The organism is Blautia sp. 1001283B150304_161114_C9 (genome assembly GCF_015668165.1).
Lineage (GTDB): Bacteria > Bacillota > Clostridia > Lachnospirales > Lachnospiraceae > Blautia_A > Blautia_A wexlerae.
The window spans coordinates 82,803-99,962 of sequence record NZ_JADPGO010000001.1; the positions used below are offsets into that span (position 1 = coordinate 82,803).

Below are 17,160 nucleotides of genomic sequence, written 5' to 3' on the forward strand. Positions count from 1 at the left end.
TAACCTGATATCTTGATTATTGTTATATCACGATTTCAGAAATTACTGCCTGTCGGATTTCCTTTCTGCAGCAGATTACTTCAGTAATGAGATTTTGAAAAACTCTGCTATAATTAACTGAAATCAAATTGTATGTATATTTTCCGGAAACCGGAATTTATCTCTATGTATTTCTCCAGCTGGTCTTTGATATGTACCAGCGTTTTATGATCTTTATGTTTTAAATAGATAACCTGTCTGTAAATATCCTTAACTTTTCCAACTGACGCATATGCCGGGCCAATGATATGCAGGTCATTTTCTCTGTATATCCTTTCTATATAAAGTTTCAGATAATACATGGCCTGAACCAGTTTCTCATCTTCCGGACCTGAGCCCAGAACTGCCAGCATATATGCTGCAGGAGGATAATCCAGAAGCATACGGTAACTCATCTCTTCCTCATAGAATGCCTGATAATCCTGCACTGCTGCCGCCTGAATACTGTAGTGATCCGGATGATAGGTCTGGATCACTGCCTCTCCCGGTTTTTCCCCCCGTCCTCCCCGGCCGACTGCCTGACAAAGAAGCTGAAAGGTACGTTCCGCACATCGGTAATCCTCTGCATTCAGTGAAAGATCCGCTGCTACTATTCCCATGAGCGTGACATCCGGGAAATCATGCCCCTTAACGATCATCTGTGTTCCGATCAGTATATCTGCCTCATGAGCAGCAAAAGCTGCAAGAATTTTTTCATAGCTGCCCTTGGTTCTTGTTGTATCAAAATCCATTCTGAGAGTCCTGACGCCCGGAAAAGCTTCCCGCACTACCTTCTCGATCTGCTGTGTTCCTGCCTTAAATCCGCCAATATAAGGCGATCCGCACACCGGGCATATCCGGGGTTTTCCTGTCTCATATCCACAGTAATGACATAAAAGCCTTTCATTATTATGCTCCGAAAGAGAAACATCACAATGCGGACACTTCATCACATGTCCACAGGACCGGCAGGATACAAAACCTGCGTATCCTCTTCTGTTCAGAAAAAGCATTACCTGTTCTTTTTTCTCAAACCGGCCTTTCATCTTTTGCCGGAGTTCTCTGCTCAGTACAGACCTGTTCCCTGCTTTTAATTCCTCACGCAGGTCTACGATAGAAACCCTGGGCAGAGGTCTGCTTCCATATCTTGTTGTCAGCCTGACCAGACTATATTCCCCATTCATTGCCTTACTGTAGGCTTCCACTGATGGAGTAGCTGAACCCATTACCACATTTGCATGTTCTAAAACAGCTCTCCGGATTGCAGTTTCCCTTGCATGATAACGGGGTGTGCTTTCACTTTTATAGCTTGGTTCATGTTCTTCATCAATAATGATCAGTCCCAGACTGGCAAATGGCGTAAACAGCGCAGATCTTGGACCGATCATCACCTGAACTTCTCCCCTTTTCGCACGTTTAAACTGATCATAGCGTTCTCCCTGAGACTGTCTGGAATTGATGACTGATACTTTATCCCCAAATCTGGCATAAAATCTGCGTACCGTCTGATATGTCAGAGCAATCTCCGGAATCAGCACGATTGCTTCCTTTCCCTGAGAAAGCGTCTGTTCGATCAGCTTTATATACACCTGGGTCTTCCCGCTCCCTGTCACTCCCTCGATCAGCACAGGCTTCGGCGATGGTTTTTCCCATTCTCTCTGTATCTGTTTTACTGCCGCTTCCTGTTCATCTGTAAGCGGCATTTGCCTTTCTCCGGAAATATCACCTGTATTCAGTGAAGTTCTCATTATCTCATCATATTCTATGCGGATAATCCCCTGCTCCTGAAATTTCTTTACAACAGCAGAAGTTGTCCCCAGTTCTTTCGCCGCATGTGTATAATCCAGTCTTTTTTTCTCCAGAAGTTCCCTCAGAAGTCTTGTTCTTGCTTTAAATCTTGTTTGTTCAAGTTCTTTCAGCAACTGCATTCCCGCCTCTTCGGAAATGTCCAGGCATATATATTTTTTCTCTTTTGCCTTGATTTTCTCCTGAATTGGAAGTACTGTTCTGAGAGCCTGGATCATGGTGGAACCATAATTTTCTCTCATCCAGGCTGCCAGGGCGATCAGCCTGGATTCCGTAGTCTCTTCTCCACTGCAGATTTCACTGATTTCTTTAATCTTTTCGGGAGCAATTTTCGGTTCATCCGACAATCCAATCACATATCCTTTACGCACCCGGCCGGCATTTCCAAAAGGGATGGCTGCCACCATCCCTGCCTTTATTTTCTTCTCCAGCCTTTCTGGTACACGATATTGAAAACTCCGGTCCAGTTTATCACTGGAAATATCAATTATTATATCAGCATATATCATGAACTTATTCCTGTTTGATCCGCTACCTATTTACCTGCAAGAATATCTGCGATCAGGACGCGTTCGTCCATAGGATATTTCTTTCCTTTTATTTCCTGATAATCCTCATGTCCCTTACCTGCCAGAACTATAATATCCCCCGGTTCTCCATGATGGATCGCATAGGCGATGGCTTCTTTTCTGTCAGGAATCTCTACATATTTTCCATCAGTTTTTGCCATACCGATCTTAATATCATCGATGATTGCCTGTGGTTCTTCATCACGTGGATTATCAGAGGTAATGATGGTAAGGTCTGCAAGCTTTCCAGAAACCTCTCCCATCTCATAGCGGCGAAGCTTTGATCTGTTTCCTCCGCATCCAAACAGACATACCAGTCTGTGGGGATGATATTCTTTCAGAGTGGTCAGAAGGCTCTCCAGAGCCATGGCATTATGTGCATAATCGATCATCAGAGTAAAATCATCGGATACTTTTACCATTTCGATACGGCCTTTTACCTTAGCTACTTTTAAGGCTTTGAGAATGTTCTCTTCCGAAACCTTAAAATGACGGCAGATCGCGATTGCTGTCAGTGAATTGTAGATGCTGAATTTACCGGGAATATCTATCTCCACATGAAAATCCAGAAGTCCTTTCAGATGGTAGGAAATACCCAGATATCCTTTACCCCCGACCAGCTTTGCATCTTCCGCACGAAGGTCTGCTTCCGGTGAAAATCCATAAGTTTCCAGGCTACATGTATGACCTTCAATAATCTTCTCGAAATGTTCATCATCTCTGTTTACAATTCCTACCCTGCACTGTTTCAGAAGTAAGGACTTGCATCTGAGATAATCATCAAAATCCTTATGTTCATTTGGTCCGATATGATCTGGCTCAATGTTTGTAAAAATACCAAAATCGAAAACAAATCCCTGAGTTCGGTGAAGCATCAGTCCCTGGGAGGAAACTTCCATAACCACACAGTCACAGCCGGCTTCTACCATCTCATGGAAATATTCCTGAATCACATAGGACTCCGGTGTTGTGTTCTTTGCAGGGATCACTTTGTCACCGATGATTGCTTCAATGGTTCCGATCAGTCCCACTTTATATCCGGCATTTTCCAGAATAGATTTTACCATATACGTAGTGGTTGTTTTTCCTTTTGTTCCTGTGATACCGATTGTTTTCAGTTTCTCTGCGGGATATCCGAAATATGCGGCAGAAATAAACGCCATCGCATATCGTGTATCTTTCACAAGAATGACTGTCACATCTTCCGGTGCTTCCACAGCTTCTTCCACAATCAGAACCTTTGCTCCTTTTGCAACTACATCCGGCACAAATTTATGGCCATCCACCACTGCACCGCGGATACAGATAAAAAGAGAGCCCTCTTCTACTTTCCGGGAATCATAAATCACATTTTTTACTTCCTGGTCTGTACTGCCCTGAAGACATGTATATTCCAGCTTTTCCAGTAAGGATATTAATTTCATTTTAATCCTCCATATCATTTCCTGCCTGCCTGAATTTTATACAGCCTTTGCGGCAATTTCGTTACTGTTCACTCCGTTCACAGTAACGCAATTTCTTTAAAGTCAGGCAGAGGTGTTTTACTAAAGCGTATATTCTATATAAGAATAGCACACCTCCCCTGTCGTTTCAACGTTGTTTCTCTACTTCTGCTGTTTTTTTGTCTTCCTGTAACAGAATGCGCTGACTCCGGACATGATTGCAAAAATCCCCAGTACAATATACAAAGCCGTTTCTGTCTCATCTCCTGTACGTGGTTTGGAAGCAGTAGTATAAGCACTTCCGGACTTTGAGTCATATCCATAACTCTGGGAAGCCAGAGATGCCGGTTGCGGCGTAACTGTAACAATATTATCAGTTTCCTTTAATTCTACGTTTGCCTTAGATGTCATTGCCTGTGTACCAGTCTCATCAGATGTAACGATTACCTCATTGATCAATTCCTGACTTGCCATATATTGTGGAACAGTCACTGTGGCGTAAAGTGCAATAGCCTCTCCCGGTGCGATCTGCGGAATCAGAGCCTGTGTGCCTGTGCTGTTTAATGTTACGCCCTCTTTCCTGACAAAGTTTGCCTGAATACCGGCATTTTGGAATCTTTCTGTACTGAGAACCGAATGAAGTGTCCGCTCACCCGTATTCCTGATGCAGATCTGATATGTGATCGTATCTCCCGGATATGCCTGTGTTCTGTCCGCAGTTTTCTCCACCTCAAAAGTAGCCTTTAATGCAATGACTTCTGTTTCAACTGATTTCTGACATCCAATACTTTCTTCCTTTCCCGGATATTTCGCTTTTACAGTTACTGTATGAATAAGCTCTCCTGCCTGCTCTTCTGTAAGCTGTACTGTCATCTGAAGATTTCTGATTTCTCCTGCCTTAAGACCTGAAATAATTCCCTGCATACCATTTGCAGTAAATCCCTCTTCCTGTTTCCATTCGGCTTTTATATTATCCTGAGAAAAAACACTGGATATCTCTATATTTTCCAGAGGTAATTCTCCTGTATTCTCTACAGACAATATATAAGTAAGGTTCTGCCCTGCACGTACCTCTTTCGTCTCCTGCTGTAACCGGGCTGTGATCCCTGTTTTTGCCTCCTGTACGGAAAGCAGAGCTGAAGGAGTTTCTGCAACAGTCCGGGTTTCATCCCCTGATTTCATCCAGAAATACGCACCTGTCCCCTCCCAATCTTTGCAAAGCGGTGCATCCTGGCACAGAGGATAATCTGTTTTTACAGAAGAAATACGATATTCTTCACGCAGAGACACCGGCACTTTCATGGTAAAGATATCTGTTTCCGCATCTGAAAGTGCAGCTTCACAGGTCAGCTTTGTAATCTGGGTTGTCTCACCTTTCTTATTTTGTATCTGTACGGATTCAGCCTGCAGATCATTCTTTAACGCTTCTGCATTTACCTGAAAATATTCTGAAATATATACAGTCAGAAAATATCTGGTTTTATCTTCCCTGATCTCATTTTGGTTCTCCTGCTCACTCTGTTGTGTCTGTCCGGTTTCTGTGTCAAATCCTTCTGCGTTTTCTTCTGCCTTCCGGTATTCTTCGCTTTCTATATCTTCTATATCTATTACTGCACTCTCTGATTCACACTCTGTATTTTCGGAATCCACTTCATCTGTCGTATTTTCTTCTGCTTCTCTCACTTCGCCATCCCATGTACTATTTTCCATCGGCAACTGTCCGTTCTCCGAAGCAGTATTTTCCTGTTGACTTTTGTACAGTTCTTTCAGACCGCTCACTTCCAGTGTCAGTTCTGCCTGAAATTTCTCTTCATCGATCCACTGTGCACTCTGCTTTAAACCCACAGCAGGAATATATAACTCTGCAGCTTCAAATTCTGCTGCTGATACTGCTCCTGCTCCCAAAATCCCGACAGCAGCCGTTATCATGACTGCTTTTTTTAACTGATTCCATATTCTTCTTTTCATTCTCTCATTCTCCTGAATTTTTATTCTATGTCATCTGAGGTACTTCCACTGTCAGAATGATATCGGTACAGTATCTTTCGAGATTATAAGTTCATGTCCACAGACATACGCATCTCTCCTCTCTGTTTTGCACAATAAATAAGATTTTCAGAGTTTCTGCTCAGGATTCAAAACCATCTCCCGGACTATCAATAAATAATTGGAAATTTTTGCACCGGACCGGTGCGTGAAAATAAGAATACTGATAACGGCTGTTGCCGATGAATCTACTTTAGCATGTCTATGCTATAAAAACAAGATACCACTTTTTATTTTTCGTATTTGTTTATAATTCTTTTATAAATTTACCGATTGTTTCAGAAATTCGACATACTTTGAACATAATTTTCCCATATAATAGGTCTTGGATAGATGAAAAACCACTCTCTATCTCCCCCCTCAAAAAAAACAAAACAGCTCTCACAAAAATGTGAGAGCTGTTTGTTTTTTGTTACTGTTCACTGGTAATATCCCGCGAGGTTTTTTTTGGATTATTTTCTATTGCAATTCTACTGGCAGTCTTTTATAATGTAGAATATCAATATGATTGAATATTTATGATATCAGTGATAAAAAATTTCAAAAATCTTTATATATAAGATCACCCCGCAGATATCATATTTACAGAACATGAAAGAATCGAGGTAATTCCCATGAGCGAAAAAATTACAGTAGTTGCACTGGGCCACAGAGCATTAGGAACCACCTTACCGGAGCAGAAAATCGCTACAAAAAAAGCAGCCAAAGCTGTCGCAGATCTTGTAGAAGCCGGAAATCGTGTAGTCATTTCCCACAGTAACGGTCCCCAGGTTGGAATGATCCACACAGCCATGAATGAATTTGGCAAAACACATCCTGACTATACATTTGCACCTATGTCCGTATGTTCGGCAATGAGTCAGGGCTATATCGGATATGACCTCCAGACCGCAATCCGCGCAGAACTTATTTCCCGCGGTATTTATAAACCGGTAGCTACTATCCTTACACAGGTTGTCATTGATCCATATGATGATGCTTTCGCTGAACCTGAGAAGATCATCGGACGTGTCCTTACAGAAGAAGAGGCTGAAACTGAAGAAAGCAAGGGAAACTTTGTCACTAAACTGGCTGACGGCACTTATAAAAGAATCCTGGCAGCTCCGAAACCGCAGAAAATCGTAGAGCTTGAAACAATCCGCACACTTGTAGATGCGGGCCAGGTAGTAATCGCAGCAGGTGGCGGCGGAATCCCGGTTATGGAACAGGGAATCGATCTTCATGGTGCAAGTGCGATCATTGAGAAAGACCTTTCCAGCGGACTTCTTGCACAGGAATTAAATGCAGATACTCTTCTGATCCTTACCAGTGTTGAGAAAGTAAGTCTGAACCTCGGTCAGGACAATGAAGAATATCTTAATACAATTTCTGTAGATGATGCTAAGAAATATATGGCTGACAATCAGTTTGCCCCAGGCTCCATGCTTCCTAAATTCGAAGCCGGAATCTCTTTTATCGAAAAGGGAGATAACAGAAGAACGATCATCACAGATATTGCGCATGCAAAGGATGGATATTTCGAAAAAACCGGAACTATCATTAAATGATTCTATAGCAATCCTCGTAAATAATACATTTAAGAGGATTGCTATATTTTATCTGACAATACAAAAAGACATATACCAGAGCAATACATATCATCTTGCCGGTATATGTCTTTTAATTATCATATTATGATGTCAGATTCAAAAGTTTACCCCTGACCTGATATTACATAGATTTACGTTCCGCAATCTCTGCCATCTTCGCTTCGTTCAGACGAGTATCACCATGCACACGGCTGTAGGAAAGATATCCGTTCATACGGTCAATCTTTGTCAGATTCTTGGAACCGCAGACCGGACACACGTCCATTTCAAGTTCCTCATGTCCGCAGTCATCACAGTAAGCAAGGGAAAGATTTACTCCCTCATAATATCCCAAAGACATGGCTCTGCGGATCAGAGTACGTATTGCTTCACGATTATAATCAATCGGATAACGTACATACTGAATCTTACCGCCGTTGCACAACTCCCAGAAACGTCCCTCCAGATCCTGTTTTTCAATCGGAGTTACATCTTCAGTCACATGACAGTGGAAACTGTTGCTTACATAAGGACGATCAGAAACCCCTTTCACAATGCCATACATCTTACGGAACTGTTCCACCTGCAGTCCACATAAACTCTCTGCCGGTGTTCCATAAATTGCATAAAGATAACCATCTTTCTCTTTAAATTCATTTACTTTCCTGTTGATATATTTCAGCACATCCAGTGCAAACTGCCCGTCTTCAGCAATGGATTTGCCATTGTAAAGTTCCTGGAGTTCATTTAATGCAGTGATTCCGAAGGATGCTGTCATTGGTTTCAGAATCTTGCCAATCTTTTCATTCGGTTTCAGATGTCCACCGTAAAATCCTCCCTCACAATATGCCAGCGGGTTGGTTGACGCACGCATCTGTCCCAGATAATCATAGGTACGGATATGCAGATTACGGATCATCTCAAGATAGAAATCCAGCACTTCGTAGAAATCCCTGCTCTCTGCTCTGGCTTTGGCAAGGATCATTGGAAGATGAAGGCTTACCGCACCGATGTTAAATCTTCCCACAAACACAGGAACATCCTTATCATCTGCCGGATACATACCGCCTCTCTCGTACCAGGGGCTTAAGAACGCACGACATCCCATAGGACTTATAACCTTTCCATACTGCTTGTACATACTGGAAATATATCCTTTTCCTGACATGGACAGCCAGTCCGGATACATAGTCTTGGCAGAACAGTCAACCCCTGCCTCAAATACATCCTCACTGATCTTGCCTTTTCCATGGATATTTTCATCATAAAGGAATACGATTTTCGGGAAGAGTACCGGTTTCTTGCGTCCTGCCTTACCCTGTCCGCCTTTATGCACTTCAAGAAGAGAAATACTTGCCATCTTCTCGAACTGCTTTATTCCAAGTCCAAGAGTTACAGTTACAAATGGATAATCCCCTCTGGAAGATCCGACTGTATTCAGCTTATACTCAATCCCCTGCCATCCCTGGTCAAAATCTCTGCGGACTTTGTCAAGCGCATACTCAATCGCACGTTCTTCACGTCCTGTCCAGCTCTCGTCAGAGTATTTCATAAATTCCTGGATGTATTTGTCATAACTCTTCTGTGCATAAGGTGCAAGGATCTTATCTACTTCCGGTACTGTGAATCCGCCATACTGCTGTGCAGCAGTGCTCAAGATAATATCACCCATAACATCAAACGCAGTATCCAGCGTCTTAGGCTCATTATACCATACATTTCCCATCTCAAATCCGCCGCTGAGTACAGATGCCACATCAAAGAGACAACAGTTCATGGTATCCAGACGTGCAGACTGGTCATGAATATAAATATAACCGTCTTTACATGCCTGAAGTTCATTACGGTTCATAAAAAATTTGCGATAAAGTTCTTTGTTCAGTTCATTAAAGATCAGGCTTCGCTTTGTAGCTACAAGCGCACTGTCTGTATTGGCATTACTCTTATCGCCAATATAACGGATTGCCTGACTCTTGGTATATACATCATCCATCATATGGATAAAGTCGAGTTTGTAATTTCTGTAATCGCGGTAGCTCTTAGCCACTGCCGGGTTCACTCTCTCAAGTGCTCCCTCTACGATGTTGTGCATCTCCTGGATCTCTATCTCATTCTTTCCCAGTGCCTCTGCATGTTCTTCCGCAAACTGGCAGATAAATTCCTTCTCTTTATCCGAAAATGTGTATAAAATTCTGGCTGCCGACTTATTTACTGCTGCTACGATCTTCTGTGAATTAAACTCTTCTCTCGTACCATCTTTCTTTATAACATATATCATACCTTTTGCTCCCATATACAATATATAGTATTATTTTCTTTCGTTTACCACAATTTATTCTATATGTGGTACGTTTAACAAGTATAGCACAGTATCTGTCAAAAAGAAAGGGGCAAAAAATTATTCGTCATATTGCCGAATTTGATACATTATCAGAAAATTTTCTTGACCATCCGAAGCCACTGCCGATACCTCATCTCCTGTATGCAATTCCACTTTTTCTTTATGCTCCGATTTGTCAAATTTTACAGTTTCATCTTTTCCTGAAGATCTTCTAATCTTCATGGTAAGAGAACCTCCCCAGCCGGATTCCAGTATGTATATTCCAGGTTCTATCGTGAATTCATACTCTATATCTTCTGAATTCTCATCAGCTGCCTCTGTTATAGTGTAAGCCTCTCCGATAACATAATCTTCTCCATCAAAAATATAACCATACGGATCATTTGCTTCAAACTTCTGAGCAGAGACTGCTGTACCAACAGTATCATCCCCGTCATTCTCACCTGTTTCATCCGCAGTGCTGTCACCAAAAAGGCAGTCAAAATCTAAGCTGATATCAAACGTATCATAAATAAATTCCTCAATCCTGTATTCAATTGTATCCCACTGTTCCGCAAGCAGTCCTGCTGCTGCAATCAGAACCAATATAAGTCTCCAGAATTTTTTTGATGCCCTGGCTTCTTTTTTCTTCGGTTTCTGTGTTGTTTTCTGTATTGTTTTCTGTGTTGTTTTCACTGACGCTTTTTTTTCCGGCGTTTTTGTTGTTTTGTTTCTGTCCGGCAGAGGAATCTCGCTCTCTGCCATTGCTTTTCTCACTTTCGCCGAAGAATGCCGATAATGCTCTGACCTGTCTTCGTTCAGGTGATACAGTTCCATATCATTTCTATACGGCATTCCACAATATTTGCATCTGCCGTTTACAACCGGACCGCCACAAACCTGACATTTTTTTCCCATGTATCTTCCCCCTGTCAGCTATAGCAATTCCATAAATTGCTATAAATTTATTTATTTTCATTGATTCTCATAAAATTATTTTAACATTTTACCCTGATCTTGCAAAGCTGAAATTGTCAAACGCCTACTTTCCTGTTATAATAGCTGAGTAAAAGACTATAGAAATCCTCTTAAAAATACATTTGAAAGGATTTCAAAATTGTAGGAGGAATCCAATAATGGAACAGATTAAAATTCCTGACGGGTATCAGTCAGCTTTAAATCTCCATGATACCCAGATTGCCATTAAAACTGTGAAAGATTTCTTTCAGCAGACATTATCACAGAAACTGAACCTGCTTCGTGTTTCTGCTCCTGTTTTCGTAAACCCGTCATCCGGTCTGAACGATAACTTAAACGGCGTAGAACGTCCGGTAAGCTTTGATATCAAAGGCCAGCCGGAGAATGCTGAGATCGTACACTCTCTTGCCAAATGGAAGAGATATGCATTACAGAAATATGGCTTTGCTCATGGTGAAGGACTTTACACAGACATGATCGCGATCAGAAGAGACGAAGATCTGGACAATATCCACTCCGTATACGTAGATCAGTGGGACTGGGAAAAGATCATCAGCAAGGAAGAACGCAACATGGACACACTTGTTTCCACAGTACGTGCTATCTACAGCGTTCTCCGCAAGACCGAAAAATACATGGCTGTTCAGTACGATTACATCGAAGAAATCCTTCCGAGAGAGATCGCATTTGTCAGCACTCAGGAACTGGTCGACATGTATCCTGATCTCACTCCAAAGGAACGTGAATACAAGATTGTCAAGGAAAAAGGTGCCGTATTCCTTATGCAGGTCGGCAAAACCTTAACCAACGGAGAACGTCATGACGGACGTGCACCGGACTACGATGACTGGGAATTAAACGGCGATATCCTTGTTTATTATCCTGTTCTCGACATTGCTCTGGAGCTTTCTTCCATGGGTATCCGCGTTGACGAGGATGCGCTTGACAGACAGCTTACCATCGCAGGATGTGATGACAGACGCGAACTTCCTTTCCAGAAAGCAATCTTTAACAAAGAACTTCCATATACTATCGGCGGCGGCATCGGCCAGTCCCGTATCTGTATGTTCTTCCTCAGAAAAGCACACATCGGTGAAGTACATGCTTCCCTGTGGCCGGAAGAAGTAATGAAAGAAGCAGCAGCAAAAGGAGTACAGCTTCTGTAAAAAAGCCGTAAACCTGGAATACTCAGAGATCACAGACACACAGATGTGTAAATACACAATGTATATCTGAGTGCCTTATCAGACAAATGTAACGGGGCGAATACAAAAGTGAATATTTTATTTTTTTTAACACCTAAAAGTGATGTAGCATATATATTTGAAAATGAGACTCTTCGTCAGACTCTTGAGAAAATGGAACACAGAAAATTTTCCTGCATTCCGCTTCTGAGTCTGGACGGGAAATATAAAGGAAGTATTTCCGAGGGTGATCTTCTCTGGGGAATGAAAACCTTAAATGTTCCCGGACTGAAAGAAGCAGAGAGCATTTCCATTATGGCAATCCCGCGAAGAGCAACATATAAGGCAGTTCACGCAGATTCTGACATGGAGGATCTGCTGGACAAGGCAATCAACCAGAATTATGTTCCGGTTGTAGATGATCAGGGATACTTTATCGGCATCATCACCCGTAAAGAGATCATCAAATACTGCTACAAAGAACTGAAGAAATATATAAAAGCTTCAGATTCATAAAAAGAGCTGCCGCATTGCAATTTTTCAATTGCTAATGCGGCAGTTCTTTTTATATTCTTTATAACGCCTCAGCAGACCTCAACAAAATTCCTGTTTTTCCTTTTTCTGTGCCAGAAGCTTTCCGAACAATGCTGCCAACACCTGCTGAAACAGAGTTCCGATCATTACCGGAAACATAACTTCACCCGGAAAATATGCAGCTGCGATCACCGCTCCTGCGCTGATATTGCGCATCCCGGTTCCATACATCATGGAAACCGCCGTACTGCGATCCTTTCGGAAGATATACGCCACAAACCAGCCGAGTGCATATCCGGAAGCAGCCAGGACAAGGATTGCCAGTGCAACCTTCACCCTCTGCATATTCATATCCCGGATATATGGTGCTACTTTGGAAGAATTGGACGTTACCACAAATATCAGTGCCAGCTTTGAAAAAGGCGCCAGCTTTCCCGGCCATGTTTCCATTACTTTTCCATCTGTGATCTGATTTAATACCATCGCAACAACAGCAGGAAGCGCAACCATAAATATCAGTTCCCGCATCATCCTGGCAGAATCTATGGTCACCGCAGAGCCCAGCAGGATCTTCAGCGTAGCCGGAATCAGAAAAGGTGCCAGTACCGTATCCAGCACTACCAGAGACAACGACAGAGGACTGTTTCCATCATAAATCGTCACCCACATCAGACTTACCACTGCAGTGGGAACTGCAAACTCCAGTACCATTCCGGTGATCAGCTCCATGTTATTTCCAAAGAAAAGATGGCCTGCCCCGCAGGCTGCTGTCGGGATTACCACATGGACCAGAAGCATGATAATAAGCAGTGATCCCGGATGCCGGAATACATTTGCCACATCTTTAAATCTTGACTTCAACGCCCCGGCAAATGTCATAAATGCAAATACGGCCGGCACATAAGGCAGACCGCATTTGGCAATATCAGGAAAGCACACCCCCAGTAACAGACAGGTCGGTGTCACCAGGGCCATCCATTTTTCTATAAAACTGTTAAATTTTCTCAGCATCTTATAAAACCTTTGAAAGAAAGTCTTTCAGTCTAGGATTCTTCGGATTTGCGAAAAATTCTTTCGGAGTATTCTCTTCCTGTATCTTACCGTCATCAATAAAAAGAACTCTTGTTGCCACTTCTCTTGCAAATCCCATCTCATGAGTAACTACAACCATGGTCATACCTGACTGCGCAAGTTCTTTCATCAATTCCAGAACCTCACCTACCATCTCAGGGTCAAGTGCGGAAGTTGGCTCATCAAAAAGCATCACATCCGGATTCATGGCAAGAGAACGTGCAATGGCAATACGCTGTTTCTGCCCGCCCGAAAGCATATCCGGATATGCATTGGCTTTGTCCGGAAGACCTACACGTGCCAGAAGCTCATCCGCCTTCTTTGAAGCTTCATCCTTTGTCATCAGCTTCAGTTCTACAGGTGCCAGCATAATATTCTGTTTTACCGTTTTATGCGGAAAAAGATTAAACTGCTGGAATACCATTCCAATCTTCTGACGGTGTCTGTTAATGTCAACCTTCGGATCTGTAATATCAGTTCCTTCAAAGAGGATCTGTCCGCCTGTCGGAACCTCCAGAAGATTCAGGGATCTCAGGAAAGTAGATTTACCGGAACCGGAAGGACCAATGACGGCTACTACTTCTCCCTGACAGATATCTGTTGTTATTCCATCGAGAACCTGATTTGTACCAAAAGCTTTCTTCAGATCCTTTACCTGGATCAGTACATTCTTATCGCTCACTGGTTCTTAATCTCCTTTCCAGTTTATTCATCCCCCATGTAAGGATTCCAACGATCACAAGGTAAATCGCTGCTGCTGCCATCAGAGGCCAGAACGCATTGTATGTACGGCTCTGGATCAGCATAGCTCCTTTTGTCAGGTCCATCATACCGATATAACCGATGATGGATGTCTCTTTAATCAGCACGATAAATTCATTTACCAGCGCAGGAAGTACATTCTTAAATGCCTGCGGGATAATGATCAGTCGCATGGTCTGGCTGAAATTCAGACCAAGGCTTCGTCCTGCCTCTGTCTGTCCCTGGTCAATGGACATGATACCGGAACGGACAATCTCAGCTACATAGGCACCTGAGTTGATACCAAAGGCAAGTCCGCCTACAATGATCTTGTTAATGCTTACAGCACCAAAAATTACAAAATTCATGATCAACAGCTGGATCATGGTTGGTGTTCCACGAATTACAGTCAGATAAACTCTGCAGATCGCATTGAGGATCTTAAAGGAGCCTGACTTATCGTGCGCAGAACGGATGATTGCTACAAGGAAACCGATGATCAGACCTACAATTACCGCAAATACTGTGATAATAAGAGTTGTTTTCAGACCATCCAGAAGCCAGAGATAGCGGTCATCTTTAATAAAGTTCAGATAAAAATCTTCTTTTACATTCGCTAATATCATAGGATTATTCATAAAAACCTCTGTTCCGAAAAGAGAGCTGTTGGCAAATCGTCAACAGCTCTGTTATTTGTTATTTTAATACTTATTTCTTTACAATAATTACCTGGCTTGCATCTGCATAGGTATCTGTAAAGTCAACGCTTGATTTACGGTCTTCTGTTACAGTCATACCAGCTGCACCGAAGTCTGCTTTGCCGGACTGTACTGCCGGAAGGATGGAATCGAATTCCATATCTTCAATTTTCAGTTCATATCCAAGCTTATCACAGATTGCCTGAGCGATATCAGCATCGATGCCAACGATATCATCACCTTCATGATATTCATATGGTTCGAACTCAGCGTTAGTAGCCATTACCAGAGTTCCATTGGAACGGTCAACATCTTCCGGTGATTCATATGGAGTCTTACCGGCATCCTCACCAATGTAATTGTCCATGATGCTGTCGATAGTTCCATCCTCTTTCAGTTCCTTGAGAGCTCCGTTAATCTTGTCAAGAAGTTCATCATTGCCTTTCTTTAAGCAGATTGCATATTCTTCTTCCTCGAATGGCTCATCCAGAATCTTGAGATCATCATTATTCTCAGCAAATTTCTGAGCCGGCTGTGAATCGATGATCACACAGTCGATTTGTCCTGCCTTTAATGCCTGAACAGCTTCACTTCCCTTGCTGTAACGTTCTACTGTAGAACCATCTTTCTCATAATCAGATGCATCAAGGTCACCTGTTGTACCAAGCTGAACACCGATTGTTGCTCCTGCAAGATCATCTTTGGATTCAACTTTCTGAGCTGCGGATACGCTTCCTGCCATGGAAAATACCATTACTGCACTGAGTGCAAGAGCTGCAAATCTCTTTTGATCTTTCATCTTTTTTCCTCCTCGCATCCGAAAGTATATCTACGGCTGCCATCTTTTTACCTTCTTCAGACAACAGCGTATAATTATGCGTTTCGGTTGTATATTTTTGTTTTTAATTTTAACATACTTTCTATAAAATGCAAGGTAAAACTTGAATAACAGATATATTTTCCATATAATGTATAATACATAACTGTTCCGGGAAGGGCAAAATGTTTTTTTACATGAAGGTCACAGAAAAACTTTCCCGGTAAAAGATTCGTAATTTTCACTTTTTCATAACATTTTTTCTATATGATACAAGAAAGAATCCTGCTTGCAGGATTCTCCGCCTGCGGCGTGTCGCTTCAGCGACATAATTCCATTCCACCGCAGTGCGATCCTGCCCGAAAGGCTTTGTTATGTTATAGGAACATTACAGAGTAATTTCCTATAACATAACAAATTTCATAAACAACAAGAGGTGTATAAATATTTAACCAAATAAGGAGGCTTTTCTGATGAAATTTACAAAAATGCATGGTATTGGAAATGATTACGTATATGTAAACTGTTTTGAGGAAACTGTGGAAAATCCTTCCGCAGTAGCCAGATATGTCAGTGACCGTCACTTTGGTATCGGTTCCGACGGACTGATCCTGATCAAGCCATCCAAAATCGCAGACTGCGAGATGGATATGTATAATCTTGACGGTTCCCAGGGTGCCATGTGCGGAAACGGTATCCGCTGTGTTGCCAAATATGCCTATGACTACGGCATCGTAGACAAAGAACATATTTCTGTTGCTACAAAAAGCGGCATCAAATATCTGGATCTTACTGTAGAAAACGGAAAGGTATCCCAGGTTAAGGTAAATATGGGTTCTCCGATCCTGACCGCCAGACAGATTCCGGTAGTGTCAGAGAAGGAGGAAGTTATCAATGAACCTCTGGATGTAAACGGAAAAATCTATTACATAACCGCTGTTTCCATGGGAAATCCCCACGCTATTGTTTATATGGATGATATTGACCATCTGGATATTGAAAAGATCGGCCCGGCTTTCGAGAATCATGTTGCATTTCCGGATCGTGTAAACACTGAATTTGTAGAAGTGATCGATGAACATACTGTAAAAATGCGTGTATGGGAACGCGGTTCAGGCGAAACTCTTGCCTGTGGCACAGGTGCATGTGCGGTAGCAGTCGCTTCTGTTCTGAACGGACATGTAGACGGTGACAGTCCTGTCACTGTAAAACTTCTCGGCGGTGACCTGCAGATTTTCTGGAACAGACAGGAGAATCTTGTTTACATGACAGGCCCGGCTGCCACAGTATTTGACGGTGAAATTGATGTAAGCTTTCTGAAATAAAAACCTGTCTGAAACTGTAACAAATAACAGACAGCTTATCTGC

The 17,160-nt window shown here is 42.3% G+C and carries 13 protein-coding genes; 4 read left to right on the forward strand and 9 right to left on the reverse strand.

The window, feature by feature from the left end:
* Positions 1 to 113: 113 nt before the first annotated feature.
* From priA to I4V44_RS00375, 3 genes are all read right to left on the reverse strand, one after another.
* Positions 114 to 2,333 carry a replication restart helicase PriA gene (priA, locus tag I4V44_RS00365; protein ID WP_196002132.1) on the reverse strand — a complete coding sequence of 740 codons (2,220 nt, stop codon included), beginning with the start codon at positions 2,331 to 2,333 and terminating at the stop codon, positions 114 to 116.
* 26 nt (positions 2,334 to 2,359) lie between these two features.
* Positions 2,360 to 3,817, reverse strand: a complete 1,458-nt coding sequence (locus I4V44_RS00370; RefSeq protein WP_196002133.1) for a UDP-N-acetylmuramoyl-L-alanyl-D-glutamate--2,6-diaminopimelate ligase — start codon at positions 3,815 to 3,817, stop codon at positions 2,360 to 2,362.
* A 180-nt stretch (positions 3,818 to 3,997) separates the two neighbouring features.
* A complete protein-coding gene (locus I4V44_RS00375; protein WP_196002134.1) occupies positions 3,998 to 5,803 on the reverse strand; it encodes a DUF7507 domain-containing protein in 1,806 nt (601 codons plus the stop codon).
* A gap of 692 nt (positions 5,804 to 6,495) precedes the next feature.
* On the opposite strand from I4V44_RS00375, the gene arcC reads away from it, so the two are divergent.
* A complete protein-coding gene (arcC, locus tag I4V44_RS00380) occupies positions 6,496 to 7,428 on the forward strand; it encodes a carbamate kinase (RefSeq protein ID WP_008706491.1) in 933 nt (310 codons plus the stop codon).
* Between the two features lie 163 nt (positions 7,429 to 7,591).
* Here arcC and nrdD read toward each other — a convergent pair whose 3' ends face one another.
* Together nrdD and I4V44_RS00390 are read right to left on the reverse strand one after the other, a co-directional pair.
* Entirely contained in the window at positions 7,592 to 9,727 is a 2,136-nt protein-coding gene (gene nrdD / locus I4V44_RS00385) for an anaerobic ribonucleoside-triphosphate reductase (RefSeq protein WP_020993622.1), read from the reverse strand.
* 120 nt (positions 9,728 to 9,847) lie between these two features.
* Positions 9,848 to 10,687 carry a hypothetical protein gene (locus I4V44_RS00390; protein ID WP_118586507.1) on the reverse strand — a complete coding sequence of 280 codons (840 nt, stop codon included), beginning with the start codon at positions 10,685 to 10,687 and terminating at the stop codon, positions 9,848 to 9,850.
* 218 nt (positions 10,688 to 10,905) lie between these two features.
* Here I4V44_RS00390 and asnA point away from each other — a divergent pair, with 218 nt between their 5' ends.
* Together asnA and I4V44_RS00400 are read left to right on the forward strand one after the other, a co-directional pair.
* Positions 10,906 to 11,913 (forward strand): aspartate--ammonia ligase, encoded by a 1,008-nt coding sequence (gene asnA / locus I4V44_RS00395; protein WP_196002135.1) that lies wholly within the window; start codon positions 10,906 to 10,908, stop codon positions 11,911 to 11,913.
* 108 nt (positions 11,914 to 12,021) lie between these two features.
* The gene (locus tag I4V44_RS00400; protein WP_022380489.1) at positions 12,022 to 12,447 is read left to right on the forward strand and encodes a CBS domain-containing protein; all 426 of its coding nucleotides are present in this window, start codon (positions 12,022 to 12,024) and stop codon (positions 12,445 to 12,447) included.
* A gap of 78 nt (positions 12,448 to 12,525) precedes the next feature.
* Here I4V44_RS00400 and I4V44_RS00405 read toward each other — a convergent pair whose 3' ends face one another.
* The 4 genes from I4V44_RS00405 to I4V44_RS00420 all read right to left on the reverse strand — a co-directional run bounded on the left by I4V44_RS00405 (position 12,526) and on the right by I4V44_RS00420 (position 15,774).
* Positions 12,526 to 13,476 carry a bile acid:sodium symporter family protein gene (locus tag I4V44_RS00405; RefSeq protein ID WP_008706484.1) on the reverse strand — a complete coding sequence of 317 codons (951 nt, stop codon included), beginning with the start codon at positions 13,474 to 13,476 and terminating at the stop codon, positions 12,526 to 12,528.
* 1 nt (position 13,477) lies between these two features.
* Entirely contained in the window at positions 13,478 to 14,218 is a 741-nt protein-coding gene (locus I4V44_RS00410) for an amino acid ABC transporter ATP-binding protein (protein WP_008706482.1), read from the reverse strand.
* A complete protein-coding gene (locus I4V44_RS00415) occupies positions 14,208 to 14,915 on the reverse strand; it encodes an amino acid ABC transporter permease (protein WP_022380491.1) in 708 nt (235 codons plus the stop codon). The genes I4V44_RS00410 and I4V44_RS00415 overlap by 11 nt, the downstream gene beginning before the upstream one ends.
* A 70-nt stretch (positions 14,916 to 14,985) precedes the next feature.
* Complete coding sequence (locus tag I4V44_RS00420) at positions 14,986 to 15,774, reverse strand: transporter substrate-binding domain-containing protein (protein ID WP_055149499.1); 789 nt, start codon at positions 15,772 to 15,774, stop codon at positions 14,986 to 14,988.
* A gap of 491 nt (positions 15,775 to 16,265) precedes the next feature.
* On the opposite strand from I4V44_RS00420, the gene dapF reads away from it, so the two are divergent.
* The gene (dapF, locus tag I4V44_RS00425) at positions 16,266 to 17,117 is read left to right on the forward strand and encodes a diaminopimelate epimerase (RefSeq protein WP_022380493.1); all 852 of its coding nucleotides are present in this window, start codon (positions 16,266 to 16,268) and stop codon (positions 17,115 to 17,117) included.
* Positions 17,118 to 17,160: the final 43 nt, after the last annotated feature.

Excerpts from the sequence above, each read along its gene's own strand:
- I4V44_RS00415 (WP_022380491.1), bottom strand. The coding sequence starts at position 14,915 with ATGAATAATCCTATGATATTAGCGAATGTAAAAGAAGATTTTTATCTG.
- I4V44_RS00370 (WP_196002133.1), bottom strand. The coding sequence starts at position 3,817 with ATGAAATTAATATCCTTACTGGAAAAGCTGGAATATACATGTCTTCAG.
- I4V44_RS00420 (WP_055149499.1), bottom strand. The coding sequence starts at position 15,774 with ATGAAAGATCAAAAGAGATTTGCAGCTCTTGCACTCAGTGCAGTAATG.
- priA (WP_196002132.1), bottom strand. The coding sequence starts at position 2,333 with ATGATATATGCTGATATAATAATTGATATTTCCAGTGATAAACTGGAC.
- arcC (WP_008706491.1), top strand. The coding sequence starts at position 6,496 with ATGAGCGAAAAAATTACAGTAGTTGCACTGGGCCACAGAGCATTAGGA.
- I4V44_RS00390 (WP_118586507.1), bottom strand. The coding sequence starts at position 10,687 with ATGGGAAAAAAATGTCAGGTTTGTGGCGGTCCGGTTGTAAACGGCAGA.
- asnA (WP_196002135.1), top strand. The coding sequence starts at position 10,906 with ATGGAACAGATTAAAATTCCTGACGGGTATCAGTCAGCTTTAAATCTC.
- I4V44_RS00375 (WP_196002134.1), bottom strand. The coding sequence starts at position 5,803 with ATGAAAAGAAGAATATGGAATCAGTTAAAAAAAGCAGTCATGATAACG.
- I4V44_RS00405 (WP_008706484.1), bottom strand. The coding sequence starts at position 13,476 with ATGCTGAGAAAATTTAACAGTTTTATAGAAAAATGGATGGCCCTGGTG.
- dapF (WP_022380493.1), top strand. The coding sequence starts at position 16,266 with ATGAAATTTACAAAAATGCATGGTATTGGAAATGATTACGTATATGTA.
- nrdD (WP_020993622.1), bottom strand. The coding sequence starts at position 9,727 with ATGATATATGTTATAAAGAAAGATGGTACGAGAGAAGAGTTTAATTCA.